Origin of the sequence: Martinezella tropici, from assembly GCF_003287875.1 — a bacterium.
Taxonomy (GTDB): domain Bacteria; phylum Pseudomonadota; class Alphaproteobacteria; order Rhizobiales; family Rhizobiaceae; genus Rhizobium; species Rhizobium tropici_C.
Genome location: NZ_QMKK01000046.1, coordinates 281,562 through 301,435 on the forward strand (window position 1 = coordinate 281,562; position 19,874 = coordinate 301,435).

20 protein-coding genes, 1 tRNA gene, 2 pseudogenes and 1 riboswitch are annotated in these 19,874 nt (G+C 60.9%); of the genes and pseudogenes, 13 read left to right on the plus strand and 10 right to left on the minus strand.

The genetic code is table 11. From position 1 onward, the window contains the following. Positions 1–29: 29 nt before the first annotated feature. Positions 30–557, minus strand: coding sequence for a GcrA family cell cycle regulator (locus tag DQ393_RS21535; RefSeq protein WP_112343741.1), 528 nt, complete (start codon positions 555–557; stop codon positions 30–32). A 423-nt stretch (positions 558–980) separates the two neighbouring features. Here DQ393_RS21535 and DQ393_RS21545 point away from each other — a divergent pair, with 423 nt between their 5' ends. The 3 genes from DQ393_RS21545 to DQ393_RS21555 all read left to right on the plus strand — a co-directional run bounded on the left by DQ393_RS21545 (position 981) and on the right by DQ393_RS21555 (position 4,414). Next, positions 981–2,180, plus strand: coding sequence for an aspartate aminotransferase family protein (locus DQ393_RS21545; protein ID WP_112343743.1), 1,200 nt, complete (start codon positions 981–983; stop codon positions 2,178–2,180). Positions 2,181–2,348: 168 nt separating this feature from the next. After that, a complete protein-coding gene (argF, locus tag DQ393_RS21550; RefSeq protein ID WP_069611241.1) occupies positions 2,349–3,266 on the plus strand; it encodes an ornithine carbamoyltransferase in 918 nt (305 codons plus the stop codon). A gap of 158 nt (positions 3,267–3,424) precedes the next feature. Beyond that, a complete protein-coding gene (locus DQ393_RS21555; RefSeq protein ID WP_112343744.1) occupies positions 3,425–4,414 on the plus strand; it encodes an Hsp33 family molecular chaperone in 990 nt (329 codons plus the stop codon). An 18-nt stretch (positions 4,415–4,432) separates the two neighbouring features. On the opposite strand, the gene apaG is transcribed toward DQ393_RS21555, so the two are convergent. Beyond that, on the minus strand, positions 4,433–4,825 hold the full coding sequence (gene apaG, locus DQ393_RS21560) for a Co2+/Mg2+ efflux protein ApaG (protein ID WP_069611387.1): 393 nt from the start codon (positions 4,823–4,825) through the stop codon (positions 4,433–4,435). A 610-nt stretch (positions 4,826–5,435) separates the two neighbouring features. On the opposite strand from apaG, the gene DQ393_RS21570 reads away from it, so the two are divergent. Continuing rightward, a complete protein-coding gene (locus DQ393_RS21570; protein ID WP_112343746.1) occupies positions 5,436–6,149 on the plus strand; it encodes a DNA helicase in 714 nt (237 codons plus the stop codon). 81 nt (positions 6,150–6,230) lie between these two features. Here DQ393_RS21570 and DQ393_RS21575 read toward each other — a convergent pair whose 3' ends face one another. Further along, positions 6,231–7,418 carry an O-succinylhomoserine sulfhydrylase gene (locus tag DQ393_RS21575; RefSeq protein ID WP_112343747.1) on the minus strand — a complete coding sequence of 396 codons (1,188 nt, stop codon included), beginning with the start codon at positions 7,416–7,418 and terminating at the stop codon, positions 6,231–6,233. Positions 7,419–7,461: 43 nt separating this feature from the next. Beyond that, a riboswitch (SAM riboswitch) is annotated at positions 7,462–7,540 on the minus strand. 72 nt (positions 7,541–7,612) lie between these two features. Between DQ393_RS21575 and DQ393_RS21580 the strand changes: the two genes are divergently transcribed. The 4 genes and pseudogenes from DQ393_RS21580 to DQ393_RS21595 all read left to right on the plus strand — a co-directional run bounded on the left by DQ393_RS21580 (position 7,613) and on the right by DQ393_RS21595 (position 9,607). Further along, positions 7,613–8,707 carry a 2'-deoxycytidine 5'-triphosphate deaminase gene (locus DQ393_RS21580; RefSeq protein ID WP_162709562.1) on the plus strand — a complete coding sequence of 365 codons (1,095 nt, stop codon included), beginning with the start codon at positions 7,613–7,615 and terminating at the stop codon, positions 8,705–8,707. A 34-nt stretch (positions 8,708–8,741) separates the two neighbouring features. Then, complete coding sequence (locus DQ393_RS21585; RefSeq protein WP_112343748.1) at positions 8,742–9,326, plus strand: hypothetical protein; 585 nt, start codon at positions 8,742–8,744, stop codon at positions 9,324–9,326. Positions 9,327–9,367: 41 nt separating this feature from the next. Further along, positions 9,368–9,475: pseudogene (locus DQ393_RS21590) on the plus strand (hypothetical protein); the annotation flags it as partial. A gap of 58 nt (positions 9,476–9,533) precedes the next feature. After that, a tRNA-Gly gene (locus DQ393_RS21595) sits at positions 9,534–9,607 on the plus strand. A 12-nt stretch (positions 9,608–9,619) separates the two neighbouring features. On the opposite strand, the gene DQ393_RS21600 is transcribed toward DQ393_RS21595, so the two are convergent. Next, positions 9,620–10,528, minus strand: a complete 909-nt coding sequence (locus tag DQ393_RS21600) for a LysR family transcriptional regulator (protein WP_112343749.1) — start codon at positions 10,526–10,528, stop codon at positions 9,620–9,622. Positions 10,529–10,629: 101 nt separating this feature from the next. On the opposite strand from DQ393_RS21600, the pseudogene DQ393_RS21605 reads away from it, so the two are divergent. From DQ393_RS21605 to DQ393_RS21615, 3 genes and pseudogenes are all read left to right on the plus strand, one after another. Beyond that, a pseudogene (locus DQ393_RS21605) lies at positions 10,630–11,857 on the plus strand (MFS transporter). A gap of 119 nt (positions 11,858–11,976) precedes the next feature. After that, positions 11,977–12,552, plus strand: coding sequence for an acyltransferase (locus DQ393_RS21610; protein WP_112343750.1), 576 nt, complete (start codon positions 11,977–11,979; stop codon positions 12,550–12,552). A 116-nt stretch (positions 12,553–12,668) separates the two neighbouring features. Continuing rightward, positions 12,669–13,544, plus strand: a complete 876-nt coding sequence (locus tag DQ393_RS21615) for a transporter substrate-binding domain-containing protein (protein ID WP_112343751.1) — start codon at positions 12,669–12,671, stop codon at positions 13,542–13,544. 66 nt (positions 13,545–13,610) lie between these two features. On the opposite strand, the gene DQ393_RS21620 is transcribed toward DQ393_RS21615, so the two are convergent. The 4 genes from DQ393_RS21620 to DQ393_RS21635 all read right to left on the minus strand — a co-directional run bounded on the left by DQ393_RS21620 (position 13,611) and on the right by DQ393_RS21635 (position 16,481). After that, positions 13,611–14,024 (minus strand): tellurite resistance TerB family protein, encoded by a 414-nt coding sequence (locus DQ393_RS21620; protein WP_112343752.1) that lies wholly within the window; start codon positions 14,022–14,024, stop codon positions 13,611–13,613. Positions 14,025–14,146: 122 nt separating this feature from the next. Then, a complete protein-coding gene (locus DQ393_RS21625; protein ID WP_112343753.1) occupies positions 14,147–15,232 on the minus strand; it encodes a thermonuclease family protein in 1,086 nt (361 codons plus the stop codon). A gap of 15 nt (positions 15,233–15,247) precedes the next feature. Further along, the gene (locus DQ393_RS21630; protein ID WP_112343754.1) at positions 15,248–15,913 is read right to left on the minus strand and encodes a LexA family transcriptional regulator; all 666 of its coding nucleotides are present in this window, start codon (positions 15,911–15,913) and stop codon (positions 15,248–15,250) included. 139 nt (positions 15,914–16,052) lie between these two features. Then, complete coding sequence (locus tag DQ393_RS21635; protein ID WP_112343849.1) at positions 16,053–16,481, minus strand: hypothetical protein; 429 nt, start codon at positions 16,479–16,481, stop codon at positions 16,053–16,055. A gap of 105 nt (positions 16,482–16,586) precedes the next feature. Between DQ393_RS21635 and DQ393_RS21640 the strand changes: the two genes are divergently transcribed. Together DQ393_RS21640 and DQ393_RS21645 are read left to right on the plus strand one after the other, a co-directional pair. Continuing rightward, positions 16,587–16,943 (plus strand): DUF952 domain-containing protein, encoded by a 357-nt coding sequence (locus DQ393_RS21640; RefSeq protein ID WP_112343755.1) that lies wholly within the window; start codon positions 16,587–16,589, stop codon positions 16,941–16,943. Beyond that, entirely contained in the window at positions 16,940–18,028 is a 1,089-nt protein-coding gene (locus tag DQ393_RS21645; RefSeq protein WP_112343756.1) for a quinone-dependent dihydroorotate dehydrogenase, read from the plus strand. The genes DQ393_RS21640 and DQ393_RS21645 overlap by 4 nt, the downstream gene beginning before the upstream one ends. On the opposite strand, the gene DQ393_RS21650 is transcribed toward DQ393_RS21645, so the two are convergent. Both DQ393_RS21650 and DQ393_RS21655 read right to left on the minus strand, forming a co-directional pair. After that, positions 18,004–19,353: an MATE family efflux transporter gene (locus tag DQ393_RS21650; protein ID WP_112343757.1), complete on the minus strand. Its 1,350-nt coding sequence runs from the start codon at positions 19,351–19,353 to the stop codon at positions 18,004–18,006. The two genes, DQ393_RS21645 and DQ393_RS21650, sit on opposite strands and share 25 nt — an antisense overlap. Before the next feature lie 16 nt (positions 19,354–19,369). After that, complete coding sequence (locus DQ393_RS21655) at positions 19,370–19,873, minus strand: CAP domain-containing protein (protein WP_112343758.1); 504 nt, start codon at positions 19,871–19,873, stop codon at positions 19,370–19,372. Position 19,874 lies beyond the last annotated feature (1 nt).

Genomic DNA, 19,874 nt, shown 5'->3' on the forward strand with positions numbered 1-19,874 from the left:
GCCCGTTGCTCTTTGTCTTGCTGTCACTTTCAGCCGTTGTTGCGCCGGCGGTCATGCACTGGCTGGTAGGCCATGCGCTGATGATAGGTGCAGTAGGGCGACGAATCCGGGCTGTCATTGCCGCAGAAGTGGAAATCGTCCTTCAGCGGATCGCCGACCGGCCATTTGCAGGTGCGCTCCGTCAGCTCCGTCAGGCCGAGGCGGCGGGAGATCGGAACGACGACGTTCGCAGCCGGGCGATACTGGATTTCGTTGACGGAATCGACCTCGATCTCTTCCTTCAGCATGGTTGCGCCCTGCTGGCGGGTGACGACCGTCCGTGTTGCAACGCGCGATCCGTAGCTCGTGGCGCGGGGTGCTGCAGCACTGCGCTTCGGCGTGCGCGTCGCGGTTGCCGTGCCGCCGGCCTTCGCTCGGCCGGGAAGGTTCAGGCGATGTACCTTGCCGATAACGGCATTACGGCTCACGCCACCGAGCTGCGCAGCGATCTGGCTGGCGCTCAACCCTTCGGACCATAGCTTTTTCAGCTTCTCGACGCGTTCGTCTGTCCAATTCATGCCCTGTCTCCGCTGTCGCGTTTCCGATGGCAGAATCCCTCACCATTGCCTCGCATGGGAACGAGGCGCGAAACGCTCTAAAATTGTGGTGACTAGTTCCGCCGCATGCAGTCTAGCAATTGCTTTTTAACCTAGTGTGAGGCTGACTCCGTGACAAGAGTCGCGGGAATCTTGAGGAATCGATTTCGAGGTTTTCCCCAACTTGCTGCCCCGGCGTGGCATTTCTGCAATAGGGGCACCGAAGCCGTCTCTTTTGCCGGTAAGCGCTTTCTCGCACCTGCTAAAACGGCAGTTTTGTTGACATCGCGGTGCAAAACATCAATAGTGCCCAGGCCGCCGCAAGGCGGCATTTTTGATTTTTTCGGGCCCGCTTCATCAAATGGAAGCGATCGGTCCTTAAAGTTGTGATCAGGAGACATGGCCATGGCCGAGACCACGCCGCTTTACGACACCTACCTGCGCGCTCCGCTGCGGTTCGAGCGAGGCGAGGGCGTCTGGCTGGTTACCGAAAACGGCGAGCGCTATCTCGATTTCGCAGCCGGCGTGGCGGTCAATTCGCTGGGTCACGCCCATCCTCATCTGGTCGCCGAATTGAAGGCGCAGGCCGACAAGGTCTGGCACCTGTCCAACCTGTATGAAGTACCGGGCCAGGAAAAGCTGTCGAAGCGTCTGACGGAAGTGACATTCGCCGACAAGGTGTTCTTCACCAATTCGGGCGCGGAGGCGCTGGAATGCGCCATCAAGACGGCGCGGCGCTATCAGTTTGCCAAGGGGCATCCCGAAAAGTTCCATATCATCACCTTCGAAGGCGCCTTCCACGGCCGCACCATCGCGACGATCGCCGCCGGTGGCCAGGAGAAGTATATCGAAGGCTTCGGTCCGAAGGCGCCGGGTTTCGATCAGGTGCCGTTCGGCGATCTCGATGCCGTGCGTGCCGCCATTACGGATGCGACGGCTGGAATCCTCATTGAACCAGTTCAGGGCGAGGGCGGCATTCGTCCCGCGACCAACGAGTTCCTGCGCGGACTGCGTGAGATCTGCGACGAGCACGGCCTGCTTTTGATCCTCGACGAAGTACAGTGCGGCGTCGGCCGCACGGGCAAGCTCTTCGCCTATGAATGGGCCGGGATCAAGCCGGATATCATGGCTGTCGCCAAGGGCATCGGCGGCGGTTTCCCGCTCGGCGCCTGCCTTGCGACGGCGGAAGCCGCCTCAGGCATGAAGGCGGGAACGCATGGCTCGACCTATGGCGGCAATCCGCTTGCCATGGCGGTCGGCAATGCGGTTCTCGATATCGTGCTTGCCGAAGGCTTCCTGCAGCATGTGCGCGATGTGGCCCTGGTGTTCCGCCAGGGGCTCGCCTCGCTCAAGGACCGCTTTCCCGATATCATCGAGGACGTTCGCGGTGAAGGCCTGATGCTCGGCATCAAGGCGGCCATTCCGCAGGGAGAGCTGCTGCAGGCAATCCGTGCCGAGCATCTGCTCGGCGTTCCGGCCGGCGACAACGTCATCCGCCTGCTGCCGCCGCTGGTCGTTACAGCCGAAGAAGCACGCGAAGGTCTTGCTCGCCTGGAGCGAGCCGCCGAGCGTGCGCGCGCTGCCCGCGTCAAAAAATCGGCTTAAGCTTACCGCCCGCATTTGGGGCGATTACTGCGCCGCGCGTCGAGGCGACGCGCAAGGACGCAGTAACATTTAGGAATCGCATAAGCTTTCCATAAATCGATGCCGATTTAAGGGCTTATGCGTGCCCCACGCGGGCGTTATTGTTTTTTCTGGAGCACAGGTAAGGACATGGCTTCTCCGAAACACTTTCTCGATCTCTCTGCCGTTCCGGCTGCCGATCTGCGCAATATCATCGATGACGCGATCGTGCGAAAGAGCGCGCAGAAGGCCGGCACGGCCGACAAGCCGCTGGCCGGCAAGATGCTGGCGATGATCTTCGAGAAGCCGTCCACCCGAACTCGTGTTTCCTTCGACGTCGGCATGCGCCAGCTCGGCGGCGAAACGCTGTTCCTCTCGGGTACCGAGATGCAGCTTGGTCGCGCCGAAACGATAGGCGATACGGCGAAGGTGCTGTCGCGCTATGTCGACGCGATCATGATCCGCACGACGGATCATTCGCGCCTGCTGGAGTTGGCGGAACATGCGACGGTTCCGGTCATCAATGCGCTGACCGACGATACGCATCCTTGCCAGATCATGGCTGATATCATGACCTTCGAAGAGCATCGCGGCCCGATCAAGGGCAAGACGCTCGCCTGGACGGGCGACGGCAACAACGTGCTGCATTCGCTGATCGAAGGTGCGGCACGCTTCGGCTATCGCATGAATATGGCGGTACCCCTTGGTTCCGAGCCGAAGGATCACTATCTGAACTGGGCCCGCAACGAGGGCGCCGAAATCATGCTCTCGCATGATGCAGACCGTGCGGTCGCCGGCGCCGATTGCGTGGTAACCGATACCTGGGTTTCCATGAATCAGGAGCACCGGGCACGCGGTCACAACGTCTTCCAGCCCTATCAGGTCAACAAGGCTTTGATGGCACAGGCCGGCAAAGACGCTTTGTTCATGCATTGCCTGCCCGCCCATCGCGGGGAGGAAGTGACGGACGAGGTGATCGATGGCCCGCAATCCGTTGTCTTCGATGAGGCGGAAAACCGCCTTCATGCGCAAAAGTCGATTCTTGCTTGGTGCCTGGGCGCGATCTGAAGATATCAAGCCGCGTCTCAAGGGCGCGGGCCCTAGAGCCGGATGGTCCTAGGTCGAAGCGACCTACGACCTGAATCCGGTCTAGAATCAAAGAATAGAGCATGACGGCGCCCGAAAACCGCTCTCACTTTTCGGCGTCATGCTGCAGGAGTAAGCTAATGGCAGAAAATGCCGCCTCGCTGGGTCAGTTCGATTTCGCCGGTGACGATCACGTTGTCCCCTTCCAGGTGGAAGGTCTGGATGTGCGCGGCCGTGCCGTGCAACTTGGTCCGCTGCTGGACGCGATCCTTGCCCGGCACGACTATCCGGCGCCGGTCGCGCGGCTGCTCGCCGAAGCCATCGTCCTGACCGTCCTGCTCGGCACGTCGCTGAAATTCGAAGGCAAGTTCACCGTGCAGACCAAGGGCGACGGTCCCGTCGACCTTCTGGTTGCCGATTTCTCAACGCCGGAAAACGTTCGGGCCTACGCGCGTTTCGACGAAGAGGCGCTGGCCAAGGCAGTTGCGGAAGGCAGAACCGAGCCTGAGCAGCTGCTGGGCAAGGGCGTGCTCGCCTTCACCATCGATCAGGGCCGCTTCAGCCAGCCTTATCAGGGCATTGTCGCGCTTGATGGCGCCTCGCTGGAGGAGATTGCCGGCACCTACTTCCGCCAGTCTGAACAGATCCCGACACGCGTGCGCCTGGGTGCCGCCGAACTCTTCGATCGCGATAGCGACGGCAAGCCGCGTCACCGTTGGCGCGCCGGCGGCCTGATTGCGCAGTTTCTGCCCGAAGCGCCTGAGCGCATGCGCCAGCCGGACCTGCATGGCGGTGATGGCGATACCGGCATGCGCGACCACGTCGAGGACGATGCCTGGGCGGAAGCGCGCAGCCTGGTGGAAACCATCGATGCCGACGAGTTGACGGATCCGCAGGTCGGCACCGAGCGGCTCCTCTATCGCCTCTTCCACGAGCGCGGCGTGCGCGTTTACGAGCCGAAGGCGGTTTTCGATCGCTGTTCGTGCTCGCGCGATAAGCTGAAGGGTGTGCTGAAGGGCTTCACGGCCGAAGAGATCGAGGCAAGCCAGGACAATGGCGAAATCGCCATGACCTGCGAGTTCTGCTCGACGACCTATCGTTTCGAAGTGTCGGAAATAGAAGCAGCTTGACGCTGCACGTGGAGCGGCTCAGTTCAGCGTGCGCAGCAGGTTTGGTGTATCGAGGGAGAAGGCGGGGATCTTGACATGAAATTGCTCCCCGTCGTCCGTTTCCATCTGGTAATGGCCGAACATCATGCCTGACGGCGTGTCCAGCGGGCAGCCCGAGGAATATTCATAGGTATCGCCGGGCTTCAGGTGCGGCTGCTCGCCGACCACGCCGGGTCCCGTTACCTCGTCCACGATGCCGTTCATGTCGGTAATGTGCCAATAGCGCGTCACCAGCTTGACGGCTTTCTTCGAATGGTTGGAGATGACGATGCGATATCCCCAGACATAACGATCGTCGTCCGGATCGGATTGCTCCTCCAGATAAAACGGCTCTACCACCACCTCGATGTCGCGTGTGAGGGCGCGATACATGCTCGATACCTTGCCACTGCGCTGAAACGTCCGGCGCTCTTTCAAGCGGGGTGAACGTTCCAATATTTTCCTTTTCGCGGCATCTTATCCGCTTTCCACTGCTCCCGCAAAGTGCAGGATATCTAGCGGTATCCTATAACCTATTCCTTCCGTCAAGGAACGGCGTGATGAAAACTTGCGTGAACAGCCAATGCCTGCCGCAATTTAGCTATTACGGCTAATGATGAAGGTTAACGGAGCGCTCCCAAAAGTATCTCGATCTGCTTGCCATTTGATCTTACCCGCCTTAGTGCCGCCAGCCCCGTTTCCAACGTGCAAAAACGCTTGCCGCAATTTCAGGTGCACTTGCAGGTCGGTCATCATATCTGTGCTTCCTGCAATCAAAATCTCCAGATCATATAATTCCTTGTCCGGTCTTATGTTCCGCTCGAAGAGAGCCGCGATTTTCTGTCGCAAAAATTTCGGCTATCATGTGATTCTGGCAATGCCCATGCCTCCCCCCTCCATTTGGGAAAGTATATTTCATGCGGGGCCGTCGATATCCAAACCGACTGTTTGAGCGCCTGGCATAAGGAGGGGTTGCGGTCACTGCTCGCAATAGGAGGTTTATATGAGGCTTTCTGCCCCTGTTTATCATTTGAAGCGTAAGGCGAGGCTCCTGTCCCGTCAGCAGAATATCCCCTTGCATGCCGCGCTCGATCGCATCGCGGTCGGCGAAGGTTTTGGAGGCTGGAGTTTGCTTGCAAGCAAAACGAACACAGCCGTGTCCGCCAGTGAACTGTATTCGCGTTTAAGCCCTGGCGATCTGGTGCTGATCGGCGCGCGGCGCGGTCACGGCAAGACCCTGATGAGCTTGCGGCTCGCCATCGAAGCCATGAAGGCTGGCAATCGCGGTGTCTTTTTCACGCTGGAAGACACCGAGAAAGTGGTTCTGGACCGTTTTCCGATGATCGGTGCCGATCATGCGGAATTGGCATCGCTATTCGAATTCGATAATTCGGATGCCATCAGCGCTGACTATATCGTCGGGAAGCTGGCCGAGGCGCCGCGCGGCACATTGGCGGTCGTCGATTTTCTGCAGCTGCTCGATCAGAAGCGGGAAAAACCGGAGTTGATGATCCAGGTTCAGATGTTGAAGGCGTTTGCGCGCGCCAGGGGCGTGATCGTCGTCTTTGTCTCGCAGATCGATCGCTCCTACGATCCGGCGCTGAAACCCTTGCCCGATCTTTCGGATGTTCGCTTGCCGAACCCGCTGGATCTCAAATTGTTCAACAAGATGGTCTTCCTGGACAACGGCCTGGTCGAATTCAAGGCCGCCAGCTGACCAGCTGACCCATGTCTTGCGAGATCGCCCGATGAGGGCAGGTTGGGCCGCCCAGATTTTCTCTGGGCGGCCCGATTGCAATCAGGCGGAAATCTGCTCGAGCGCGCGAGCGAAATCCTCGACCAGATCGGCGCTGTCCTCGATGCCGGCGGAGAAGCGCACGGTACCCGGCGAAATGCCGAGTTCGGCGCGGGCTTCGTCGGTGAGGTTCTTGTGCGTCGTGGTGGCCGGATGGGTGATCAGGCTCTTCGAGTCGCCGAGATTGTTGGAAATCTTCACGATCTCCAGCGCGTTCTGCAGTTTGAAGGCTGCTTCCTTGCCGCCCTTCAGTTCGAAGGCGACGAGGGTCGAGCCGCCGCTCATCTGCTTGGCGATGATATCGGCTTGCGGATGGTCCTTGCGGCCGGGATAGATCACGCGGGCGACCTTGTTCGTCTGCTCGGCCAGAAAGTCGGCAACCTTGGAGGCGTTCGCCGTCTGCTGCGCAACGCGCAGCGGCAGCGTCTCGATGCCCTTCAGCAGCGTCCAGGCGGTGAAGGGAGACATGGCCGGGCCGGTATGGCGGAAATAGTCCTGCAGGTTCTCGTCGATCCACTGCTTGTCAGAGAGGATGACGCCGCCGAGAGAACGGCCTTGGCCGTCGATATGCTTGGTGGCGGAATAGACGACGATATGGGCGCCGAGTTCCAAAGGCTTCTGAAAAAGCGGCGTCGCGAAGACGTTGTCGACCACGACCTTTGCGCCGATCTGGTTGGCAAGCTTGGCGACGGCGGCAATATCGACCACTTCCAGCGTCGGATTGGTCGGGCTTTCGAGGAAGAAGAGCTTGGTGTTCGGGCGGATGGCCTTTTCCCAGTTCTCGGTGAAGCGGCCGTCGACCAGCGTGCATTCGATGCCGTATTTCGGCGCGAGCGTCTCGACCACCCAGCGGCAGGAGCCGAAGAGGGCGCGGGCAGCGACGATATGATCGCCTGCTTTCAGCTGGCAGAGGATGGCGGCGGAGACGGCGGCCATGCCCGAAGCGGTGGCGCGGGCGTCTTCGGCGCCTTCCAGAGCGCACATGCGCTTCTCGAACATATCGTTGGTGGGGCTGCCGTAGCGGGCATAGATGAAACCATCCGTCTCGCCCTTGAAGCGGGCTTCCGCCGCTTCCGAGGTGTCGTAGACGAAGCCCTGGGTCAGATAGATTGCTTCGGAGGTCTCGCCGAATTGCGAACGGAGCGTTCCGCCGTGAACGAGCTGGGTTGCGGGGCGCCAAGTCTTGCTCATGCCATCACCACTTTCAAAACAAAAAAACCGGTCGCAAAAGCAGACCGGTTCAACCCCGGTCTTTTTAGCCATTTGTTTAACGTGGCTGCAAGCCGACCGGCCAAATCACCACGGGATAAGTTGCAATACTGCCGTTGACGGCTTGCGTCAATTCCCCGAGTTTGGTTTTGTCTGCGGCAAATTATGGATGAGGCATGATGGCTCGCAATACTGGAATCTTGGCCGATCGCGCCATCGCGGCGTTGTTTGAAACGGGGCGGCTGACGAGCGAGAGAGAACTGGACGTCGATCAGATCCAGCCGGCAAGCCTTGACTTGCGGCTCGGTTCGCATGCCTTCCGTGTCCGCGCCAGCTTCATGCCCGGCCCGTCGCATCTGGTCGCCGACAAGCTGGACCGGCTGAAGCTGCATGTTGTCGATCTCTCCGAAGGCGCGGTGCTGGAAACCGGCTGCGTCTATATCGTGCCGCTGATGGAGCGCCTCGACCTGCCTGAGGACATGTCGGCCTCCGCCAATCCGAAGAGCTCGACCGGCCGTCTCGATATCTTTACCCGCGTCATCACCGACCGGGCGCAGGAATTCGACAAGATCCCGGCCGGCTATTCCGGGCCGCTCTATCTCGAAATCAGCCCGCGCACCTTCCCGATCGTCGTTCGCCGCGGCTCGCGCCTGTCGCAGATCCGCTTCCGCGTCGGCCAGGCCCTGCTCACCGAGCCGGAACTGCTGGCGCTGCACGAAACCGAGACGCTGGTCGCCAGCAAGAAGCCGAATATCACCGGTGGCGGCATCGCGCTGTCGATCGATCTTGCCGGTGATAAGGAAGGGCTGATCGGCTATCGCGGCAAGCACCACACGGCCGTCGTCGATGTCGACAAGAAGGCCCAGCACGATATTTTCGATTTCTGGGAACCGCTCTACAGCCGCGGCCGGACCGAGCTGATACTCGACCCCGATGAATTCTACATCCTCGTCTCGCGCGAGGCGGTGCATGTTCCCCCGCATTTCGCCGCCGAAATGACGCCCTTCGATCCGCTGGTCGGCGAATTCCGCGTCCATTATGCCGGCTTCTTCGATCCCGGCTTCGGCCATGCCCCGGCCGGCGGCCGCGGCAGCCGCGCCGTGCTGGAAGTGCGCAGCCACGAAGTGCCCTTCATCCTCGAAGACGGCCAGATCGTCGGCCGCCTGATCTACGAACACATGCTGGAACAGCCGAGCAGCCTCTACGGCTCCGGCCTCGGCTCGAACTATCAGGCGCAGGGCCTGAAGCTCTCCAAGCACTTCCGGCTCTGATCGATTAGTCCACCGCTTTAACCGAGGACATCCTATGATCGACGTGGAGCAAGTTATACTGTCATATCAAGAGGATGTACCGACGAACTTATTGGACGATTTCAAACGACACCTCGACAGCAGTGGAATAGGTCTGAAGACAGAGACCCGCCCTATCAATGCATACGCCAGTTTTGAATGGGCTGTGCCGACGCTTATTGCGGTTTTCATTCTCCGATCGTATTTCGATGCTTTTTTCAAGGAAGCGGGGAAAGATCACTATCAAATCCTAAAAGCCGGTGTCAGCTTACTTCTTAGGAAAATACTGGGCGTTCATCCTGAAAATCGGCCGAAAGGGCGCTCCTTAATTTTTTCGATTCAATCGGTTACTCGCGACGGTGCCCGCATAAAATTCATTTTTCCGGAAGGTGTATCTCACGAGACATATGATGAAATCGTTGAGGCTTTACTTGACATACTAGCAACTCACTATTCGAGCCAAGGCGAAGATGAGCTCTCTGAAATGCTGGTTAGCACTCCCCCATTGGGAAGAGTTTACTATTTTGAATATTCTTTAGAAAAGCGATCTTGGTCTGTATTGGACTGGAAGAACGATTTAGAAGTTAGACAGAAGGACTAGTGGAAAGGATCGCACCGTCGAAGTGGTTAGATCGTCATTCGCTTATCTACGAACACAGGCAGAAAATACCAAGCAGCCTCTACGGCTCCGGCCTCGGCTCGAACTATCAGGCACAGGGCCTGAAACTCTCGAAGCACTTCCGGCTCTGATCGATTGCCAACCGGCCTTGACAGAGGCCGGCAACTGTTGGACATCTCAGGGTGTCAGGCGGGTGTAGCTCAATGGTAGAGCAGCAGCTTCCCAAGCTGAATACGAGGGTTCGATTCCCTTCGCCCGCTCCAGTTTCTTAATTGTCAGGTCAAAAACGGCCTCTTCGTTTTCAGCGCCTCCGCCAGCGCTTCGCCGAAGCTCGCGATCGGGCGCGCAAGCCGCCCCGCCGGCGGGCGATGTATCATCCAGTTGACGACTTTCGGGTTGAAATCAGGCGCCTCGACGATCTCGATGGCATCGCGCCATCGGCTGTCAGCCAGTGCGGCAGGTGTCAGCACGCCGATGCCGAGGCCGCGGGCGACCAGCGACATTCTGAGATCGGCGCTCATCGCCTCGACGGCGACGTCGAAGGGCAGCCGCTCGGCTTCGAAGCGGTGATGAATGAAGGCGCGGAAGCCGCAGCCGCTCTGGTTCATGATCCATGGAAAGCGGGAGAGTTCTTCAAGCCGCGGCGCCTTGGGAACGCCAAGCGATGGCGCGGCGACGAGGATGACGCTGTGGATCCCGAGCACATCGCCGACGACATTGTCAGGCGGGTCGACGCCCTCCGCCAGGCAGACGGTGGCCGCATCCAGCTGGCTATGCGCCACCTGCTCGATGAGTTGCGGCGACCAGCCCGAGACGATGCGCAGCGTCAGTTGCGGAAATACGTTGCGGAGCTGATCGAGCGGGGCCGCGAGTGCGGCCTCCGAGAGATAGGGCATGATGCCGAGGCGGAATTCGCCGCCGATCGCTCCGCTCGGAGAAACGCCGGCCTTGAGATCGTCGAGCGAACGCAGGACGCGCCGTCCATGCTCGTAGGCTTCGCGTCCCGCCGCAGTCGGCTTGAGGGGTTTCGACTGCCGGTCGAGCAGCGCGATGCCGAGGCTGTCTTCCAGGTTCTGGATGCGCCGGGTGATGCCCGGTTGCGTCAGGTTGATACGCGCCGAGGCGGCAATGATCGAGCCCGTTTCCACCACGGCGACGAAAGCTTCCAGATCATGAATGTTCATGACGATCTCGCATAATCATTATTATTTCATTTCAATTGCTGCATTATGCGGCATAAGGATAAACATGGCTATCTTTATTATCAAAAATTATTGGAGAGCCTATGTCTCAGAATCCCGAACGTGTAATGAGCGAGGCGGCGGACGACGTATCCGAGGCTGTCGCCACTCCCTCGACATTGCTGTTTGCGGTCGCCACCGGCGTCATCATCATCAATCTCTTTGCGCCGCAGACGCTGGTCGGCATCATCGGGCCGTCGCTCGGCTTTTCCGAACGCGGTGCGGGTCTCGTGGCCATGGCGTCGCTGCTCGGTTATGCCGCCGGCCTGTTTTTCCTGGTGCCGCTGGCCGATTTGATGGAAAACCGCCAGTTGGTGCTGCGCATGCTTTTATCGGCCTTGATCATGGCCGTTGCTGCCGCCTTTGCGCCGACGGGTTGGAGCCTTCTGATCTTCCTCTTCCTGCTGGGTGCGGCCTGTTCGGCCATCCAGATTCTTGTGCCAATCGCCGCTGCCATGGCGCCACCCGAGCATCGTGGCCAGGTGATCGGCAATGTCATGAGCGGCGTGATGGTCGGCATATTGGTATCCCGCCCTCTGGCGAGCCTGATTGCCGATTTCTGGGGTTGGAGGAGCTTCTATGCCATGAGTGCCGCGACGCTTGCGCTTCTGGCGGCCGTGCTGGCCCTGCGTCTGCCCGAACGGCGGGCCTTTGGTCAGCGCCAGCTATGGAGCCCTGATCGGCTCGCTCTTCCAGTTGCTGCGGGAAGAGCCCGTGCTGCGTCTGCGTGCCTTCACCGCGGCCCTGATGATGGCGAGCTTCAGCCTCTTCTGGACTTCCGTTGCCCTTCGCCTGGCACAGCCGCCATTCTCCCTTGGCCAGTCCGGCATCGCTTTCTTCGCGTTGGTCGGGGCGGGCGGTGCGGCTGCTACCTCCGCCTTTGGCCGCATGGGCGACCGCGGCTGGACGCGGACGGCGACGCTTGTCGCGCATCTGATCGTGCTTGCCGCCATTGCCTTGGCCGCCTGGGTCGGCGAGATAAGGTCCGGTAGCTCCGTGGCCTTGCTGATCCTTCTGGGCGCGAGCGCGGTGATGCTCGATGTCGGTGTGACCGGTGACCAGACCCTGGGACGTCGCGCCGTCAACCTTTTGAAGCCGGAGGCACGAGGGCGCATCAATGGCCTCTTCGTCGGCATCTTCTTCCTCGGCGGCGCGCTGGGTTCGGCGCTTGCCGGCACCGCGTGGGATTTCGGTGGCTGGATCGCCGTCTGCGCGGCGGCGGCTTGCTTCGGGCTGATTGCCTTGATCACCGGCCTTGCCGCGCGTGTATGAATTATGCAGTGAAGGGCAGCTTTTGCGGTCCCGCCTCGGCATCGCCATGGTTATGCCTTAGCCCTTCAGGTGAGCGTCAGACGGATATGGCAGAAGGCGCCCCTGTTAGGAGCGTCTGAATGCGTGGCATTGCATGGTTTTACAGGTTGAGGGCGATCTTTCGGAGCGGTGTGCTCAAGATCGCCCATAGTACGAAAGTTCCGCTCGGCACCAGGATCATATGGAAGCGCGGCGATGTTCGTATTGGCGATCGGGTGCATTTCCGCAAGGGTGTCGTCATCGATGCGCAAGAAGGCAGCATCGAAATCGGCAACCATGTTTCCTTCAACGATTACACCATTTTGCTGGGCCGCGGCGGCATCGTCATCGGCAACGACGTGCGCATTGCCGCGCATGCGATGATCGTGTCCTTCGATCATAATTTCGATGATGTTTCGCAGCCCATCCGCCTTCAGGGCGTGACGAAGAAACCGATCATCATCGAAGACGATGTCTGGATCGGGGCGGGAGCCAAGATTCTCGGCGGCGCCCACGTCGCCAAGGGATGCGTCATCGGCGCCAATGCCGTCGTCAAGGGAAAGACGAAGCCCTACGGCATCTATGTCGGAGCTCCGGCGAGACTGCTGAAGCGGCGCGGAGAGACCGGCAGCCGCGGATCCGGAAGGGTCGAAATGCTCGCCCACGCGAAAAAGTAGTCGCACGCGCTGCCGCACTCCTCGTCAGGCGCGATATTCCCCCTGCGGCATGACTCTGCTACATCGTATCGGTGAATCAGGAATGTGCAGCCACGACCGGAGGCGGGATCAAGACCATGCGTGTTTGCCTTTCGTCGCCGATCTCCGTGGCCCGGGTCATCGCGCATGCGGCATTGATCGCCGTATCCTGCGCGCTGCCGCTTTCCGCCCAGGAGACGAAGCCGTCGAACCTGCCGATCCTGTTCGATGCGCGCGAGCGCCTGCCGAAACCCGATCTGTCTTCGCTGGTCAGGCTCCGCTTCCTGACTTCGACCGATTTTCCGCCCTTCAATTTTCTCGATCAGAACGGCAAGCTTACGGGCTTCCATGTCGAGCTCGCCCGCAAGATCTGCGACGAGCTCGACATAGCAGACAAGTGCCAGATCCAGGCCTTGCCCTTTGGCGAGCTTCAGGGTGCCCTTGCGGCTTCGCAGGGCGATGCCGTGATTGCGGGCGTGGCAGTGACGCCCGAGCTGCGCAAGAGCTTCGCCTTCTCGCGCCCTTTCATGACACTGCCGGCCCGCTTCGTGCGCAATCTCAAGGCGTCGGTCAGTGGCACCACGGCCGCATCGCTTTCCGGCCATTCGGTCGGCGTCGTCAGGGGCACTGTGCACGAGGCTATGCTGACCGCCTTCTTCCCTGCGATCAAGCCGGTGCCGTTCGATGATAAGGATGCGCTGCTGACTGCCGTCAAGGACGGCAAGGTCGATGCCGCCTTTGCCGATGGTCTGCAGCTCTCCTTCTGGGTCTCGTCGCCGGCCGCGGAAAAATGCTGCGCTCTGTTCGATGGTCCCTATCTGTCGCAGCAGTTCCTCGGAGAGGGCATGACCATCATGCTGCGCCAGCAGGATGCCGATCTGACGGCCGCAATCAACCATGCCCTTGCCATGCTCTCACGCGACGGCAGGCTGCAGGAAATCTATCTGCGCTATTTCCCTTACGGTCTTTACTGATCAGCGCAGGTCCAGGAAAAATGCGCGGCGATTTTCCGTCCGGAATGTATCAGGCAGGAAAATGCTTCAAGCTTTGCGATAGCGGGCGATGGCGCTGCGCTCGATGGCGGCGCAGGTCAGCTTATCCAGGCCGAAGCGGTCGCGAAGCAGGCTGAGCAGGCGCAATTCCTCGGCCTTGACCGACAGGTCGGCCGAAGCGACTTCGACGGCAAGCGCATACGCCGTATCGTAAAGGCGCGCGGGCAGCGTGTCGCGCACGGTTTCGAGCACGATATCCAGGCCCTCATTGTTGGAAAGCAGCTTGGCGCAATCGCGCGAGACGGAAATCAGCTTTTCGTCGTCAAACCCCTTGAAGACCGGCAGGGCGTGAATGAGCTCGCCAATGCGGCTGAGTTCCCGGTCGTTCATCGTGCGGTCGACGGCCGAGGCCAGCACCATAACGTAGATGAGGGCCTCGTGAGCGGAAAGCGGCTTGTTCATGACAGGCGAAGTCCTTCGAATTTGGCAGACTGAAAAGTCGCGCGGTCTCATGGCAAAAGTTACTGCATAATTCCTTAAATCGGAATCGATTTACGGATTAATTATGCAGCGGAAGCAAGGCGTCAGATCGGATTGAGCGGATCTTCCTTGGCCGGCGGCGGCGCAAGCGTCGATTTCCCGTTCTTGCGCGGATCGTCTCCGTACATGCCGCGCTTCTTCTGCTTGGCCTCGTCGACAAGGGACGCAAGCGGCGAGCCCGGTTCCGGATCGGCCCAGCCGAACCGGACGAGCCAGGCGCTCAGATCGACGCGGACATAGCGGCACTCGCCCTTGACCATGCCCTTCCAGGCGGGGTCCGGCACATCGCAATCGACGGAGCGGCCGCGCAGATACATGCGGAATGCCGTGCGCGCGGCTTGACCGCAGGGCCAGCTGTCGCCGCTCGGGCCGGTGCACATTCGGTCGATGTCGGTCGGAATGATCCCGCTCAGCTGCACGCTCCTGCCGCCAAGGGTCAATATGCCCGCCTGATCGGCGAAGGGATGGACAAGCTCGATCGTTGTCGTCTGCCCCAGTGGCCTGGATGCCGGATCGAGCGAAGTCTGTTGCGACTCGAGCTTGGGCTGGGCTTGCTGCAGCGGCTGTAGCGCAAGCGTCCGGTGTGCGGCTGCCGCCGCTTCCCTATCGATCTGGTCGGCCGGGATTCGGTTGTCCGGGGTGGGATCGGCTGTGGCTGCCTCCGTAGAAGCGGCGTCGGCCTTGTTCGAAGTGGCGCTCGCCGGTTCCGGTTTCCGGGCGGCGGCTATATCCTTCGCAACGTCGCTGGCCGGCGTTTTCGCGGCATCGTCCGTTGCCGGGGCCGGCGACGCTGCGGCCGCAATCGCCGGTAATTCCAGACCGCTGTCTGAGACCGTGACTGGCGGAATCGTCTTCTCGTGGGTGGAACTGGCCACCTGCACGGCCGGCTGCCTGTCTGGTTGCGATTTGCCCGACGCCGCATCGTCCTGCTTTGTCGTTTCGATGGCTTTTGCGTCGGCCCTGGCGGTCTCTGTCGGTGTGGTCGCGGCGGACTTGTTCTCGGCCGTCGTGTCGCTAGCGCCTCGGCCGGGCAGGGTAAAGCTGCGTTCCCCGATTTGAACCGCGACGAGGGTCAACCAGGAACCGACGACAGCGCCTGCCACGCCAACAAGCCAGATCTTACGACGCATAACGAGAAAACTTTCCTATTGGCTAGCCCATATGATTCGGGCGATCCATTCCACATCCGCGAGATCGAAACTGCGGTTGGGGTGTTCGGGATTGAGCGACAAGAGTTCTATCGACTTTGCGCTCTGCCGCAGCAGGACCTTGGCCATGACTTCACCTTCGCGGGTCTTCACAACGACACGGTCATTTTTTCGGATCTGAGCGCCCGGCTCGACGATCAGAATATCCCCGTCGCGATAGAGCGGCAACATGCTTTCGCCCTGGACCTCGAGCGCATAGACGCCGGCCCTTTGCCCGGCCGCAACGGGAAATTCCACCATGTCCCAGGCCTGACCGGCGGGAAAGCCGCCGTCGGCGAAGAAGCCGCCGGCGCCCGCCTGGGCAAAGCCGATCAGGGGAATGGCGTTTCCAGCCGGCGAAATTCCGCGCATCGCCATGGTGCCAGCCGGTTCGCCCGGCCGGATGAAGCTCAGAAACTGCTCCAGGCTGGCGCCCGTCGCATCCAGGATCTTGGCGATCGATTCCGTCGATGGCCAGCGCAGGCGCCCGTCCTGGCTCAATCGCTTCGATTTGTTGAAGGAGGTGGCGTCCAGGCCGGCACGGCGAGCGAGGCCGGAGGGCGTCAAGGCATGCCGCTCGGCAAGCCGGTCGATCGCACCCCATATCTGCTCGTGTGACAGCATCGCCGCTCAGCATCCGCGCACCGGTTGGCCCGGCGCTCAATTCGTCAAAAAAGGTTAACCGAGGCATTTGGGCGAGTAAAGGCCGGCATAGGAATACGGTCCTTTATTCCCTTGCTTTCGCCGCGTGGCTTTTCACCACTCACGTCTTTTGCGGCTGCGGCTTGGCGTCCGGTTGCTCGTTCTGGAATTCCTTCGCCATGCCCATGAAACCGCGCATGAATTTCTGCATGATGCCGAGGGTGCGGTCGACTTCGGCATCGCTTGGCAGGCTGGATTCCTTGTTCGAGGCGACGGTCTTTTCCAGTTTCGTCACGCGATCGGCGAGGCGGTCGAGCTCGTCGTCATAGGCAGCGCGCTCATCGGCGGCCATGCGGCAGACGAGGTTGCCGCCCTGATCCTGGCAAATGGACATGGCGCCCGTCTGCTTGTCGAGGCGGATGAAATGATCGCCGCTGCGCTCCAGCTGGAAGCGCGTTGCGTCCAGTTCGGCCGATAGAACCGGTGTGGAGAGAAGAAAAGCGGCAGGCACAAGCATGGCCGCAAGGCCGATTTTCAATTCCTTCGTCATGTCATCCTCCGGATTTTCTGCGTTAAACCCCAAATCCATCACGGAAACCGTGGACATCAGCTGATGTTTTCGTGCAAAGCCCTATCAGCACAGCTTTACAGAGGGATGATGATCGCCATGCCAGTGGTTTACAAGATCGTGCCGGATGCGCTCTGGCAGCAAGCCAGACAAACCGGTGTTTTTCATGGCGCGGCGATCGATCTGACCGATGGCTACATTCATTTCTCCACCGCGAAGCAAGCAAGAGAGACGGCCGCGCGCCATTTCGCCGGACAGACCGGCTTGCTGCTGGTGGCGGTGGACGGCGACGCGCTCGGCGACAAGCTGGCGTTCGAACCCTCGCGCGGCGGCGATCTCTTCCCGCATCTCTACGCGCCGCTGCCGCTTTCGGCCGTGCTCTGGGAAAAGCCGCTGCCGATTGGCGACGATGGCGCTCACCTCTTTCCGGAGATGGCGGAATGATCGGCGCCTTTCGCGACCTCGGCCGGCGCGGCCTGTTCCTGTTCGATCCGGAAACTGCGCATGGCATGTCGATAGCGGCGCTGAAGTCGGGGCTGGTGCCATCCTGTAGCGTCAAAGCCGATCCCCGCCTGCGTCAGACCGTGGCTGGGCTCGATTTCACCAACCCGATCGGCATGGCCGCCGGCTACGACAAGAATGCCGAAGTGCCGGAGGCATTGCTGAAACTCGGTTTCGGCTTTACCGAGATCGGCACCGTGACGCCGAAGGCGCAGTCGGGCAACCCACGTCCGCGCATCTTCCGCCTGGTCGAGGACGAAGGCGTCATCAACCGTCTCGGCTTCAACAATGAGGGCCATGAAGCGGCTTTCCAGCGCCTCAAGGCGATCCGCGGCAACGGCATCATCGGCGTCAACATCGGTGCCAACAAGGATAGCGCCGACCGTATCGCCGATTATGTTGCCGGCATCCGCCGCTTCTATTCCGTCGCGCGCTATTTCACCGCTAATATCTCCTCGCCGAATACGCCGGGTCTCCGCGACCTGCAGACGCGCGAAAGCCTGTCCGCCCTGTTGTCGGCCGTGCTTGCCGCGCGCGACGAGGAAGCGGCGAAGGCCGGCAAGCGCATTCCCGTCTTCCTCAAGATCGCTCCGGATCTCACCGAAGAGGGTATGGACGATATCGCCGCCGAAGCCTTGTCCCATGCGCTGGATGGCCTGATCGTCTCCAACACCACGCTGTCGCGCGACGGATTGAAGGATCAGCGGCAGGCCAAGGAGGCAGGCGGCCTTTCCGGCAAACCGGTCTTCGAAAAATCGACCGTGGTACTCGCCAAGATGCGCCGCCGTGTGGGTGCCGCGCTGCCGATCATCGGCGTCGGCGGCGTTTCCTCGGCGGAGACCGCGCTGGAAAAAATCAAGGCGGGCGCCGATCTCGTGCAGCTCTATTCCTGCATGGTCTATGAAGGCCCGGGGTTACCGGGCCGCATCGTGGCGGATCTCACGAAGTTGCTCGATCGCGAGCGCGCCGGCTCGATCCGCGACCTGCGCGACGCCAGGCTGGATTACTGGGCGAACCGGAACGTCTGATCCGCCCGCTTCTTCAGTCCCATGGCCAGGAAGATGCCGCGAAACAGCAGGAAGGCGTTCATGGCCATCCACAGGCCGTGATTGCCAAGCGTCGGCACGAAGACGGCGAGCGCCATGAGATAGCCGCCGAACGATAGCAGCATCTTGTTGCGCATCTCGCGCGACCATGTGGCGCCGATAAAGACCCCATCCATCAGGAAGGCGAGCGCGCCGGTCAAGCCGGTAATCGCTGCCCAGGGCAGATAGGTCTCCGCAGCGAGGCGCACGTCTTCGGAAGTTGTCAGCAGGCGGATCAGTGCCGGTCCGACGGTGAAGAAGAAGATGGCGGCGGCAAGCGCCAGACCGAAGGACCAGAGCCCGGTCAGCTTCAGCCCGCGCTCGAAGGCCGGACGGTAGTTCGCGCCGATCGAGCGGCCGGTGATCTGCTCGGCTGCGTTTGCGAGCCCGTCGAGATAATAGCCCGACAGCAGAAAGAAGTTCATCAGCACCGCATTGGCTGCCAGCATGACGGCGCCGAAGCTGTTGCCGATACGCGTCATCAGCGTGAAGGCGGCAATCAGCACGAAGGTGCGGATCAGGATATCGCGGTTGAGCGCGAAAAGCTGCGTGAGCTTTGTGCGCGAGAGCAGCTCCGCGCGCGGCGGGCGTTCCTCGCCGGCAAAGCTGCGCAGCACGATGAAAAGCCCGAGCAGCATGCCGCTCGCCTCGCCGATCAGGGTACCCCAGGCCACACCCGCCACACCCCAGCCCAGATAGAGCCCGAGCAGGATGGCGAGCATGATGTTGACGCCGTTGATAACGGTCTGCAGCAAGAGCCCGACGCGGCCCTGGCCGCGGCCGAGCACGAAACCGAGCAGCGCGTAATTGGCAAGCGCTGCCGGTCCCGACAGCATGCGGATGGAGAAATAGGTGCGCGTCGCATCGGCAATGCCGCCTTGCGGCCCCATCAGCTTGATGCCGAGCCAGAGCAGCAGCGGCGAAAGAATGACGATCAGGATGCCGCAGCCGAGCGCTGAGATCAGGGCACGCCAGAAGACAGCCTGCTGCTCGTGCCGGTCGTGGCGCCCATAGGCCTGAGCGGTGAGACCCGTCGTGGAAGCGCGCAGGAAGTTGAAGCTGGCAAAGAGGAGGTCGAACAGCACGGCGCCGATGGCGAGCCCCGCCAATGCATCCGGCTCTCCGAGATGGCCGACGACAGCCGTGTCGACGAGACCGAGCAGGGGCGTCGTCATGAAGCCCAGCGTCATCGGAATAGCGATCGACAGCACCAGCCGATGCGTTACGTCGAAGGGCAGGACCCTTACGCTCCTCTGCTGAATATCCATGTCGCCTCACGCCTCATCAGTTCGAGGACAGCACCATGGACCAATAGGGCCTGTCACCGGAAGAGGGAGCATAGGCAAGAGCGACGCCAAGGCCGTCATATTTGCCGAGCATGTTGTGCAAATGCTTCGGCGAATTGATCCAGGCCGTCACCGCGGCGCTCACGTCGCGCTGGCCCTCGGCAATGTTCTCGGCCGCCGGCAGCTTGACGCCGCTTGCCTTGACGCGCTTGCCGAAATCGTCGCCGATGCCGATCAGGTGCTCCATCTTGCCGGCATTGGCCATGCGCCGCGCCTGATAGACGGCGGCGGTGCTGGCGGCGGTATCGATCTTCAACGGCGGCAGGCCATTCTTGGCGCGCAGCGCATTGACGAGCGGCAAGGCAGAGGCGGTTTCGTCGCTGGCCGGAATATTGGAAACGCGGGCTGGCGGCGTGGCGCAGCTTGCGACGGATGCGGTGAGCGCAAGAGCGGCGAGGCGCAGCGCATCGCGGCGCGTGCAGGTCAGTGTCTGGGAGGTCATG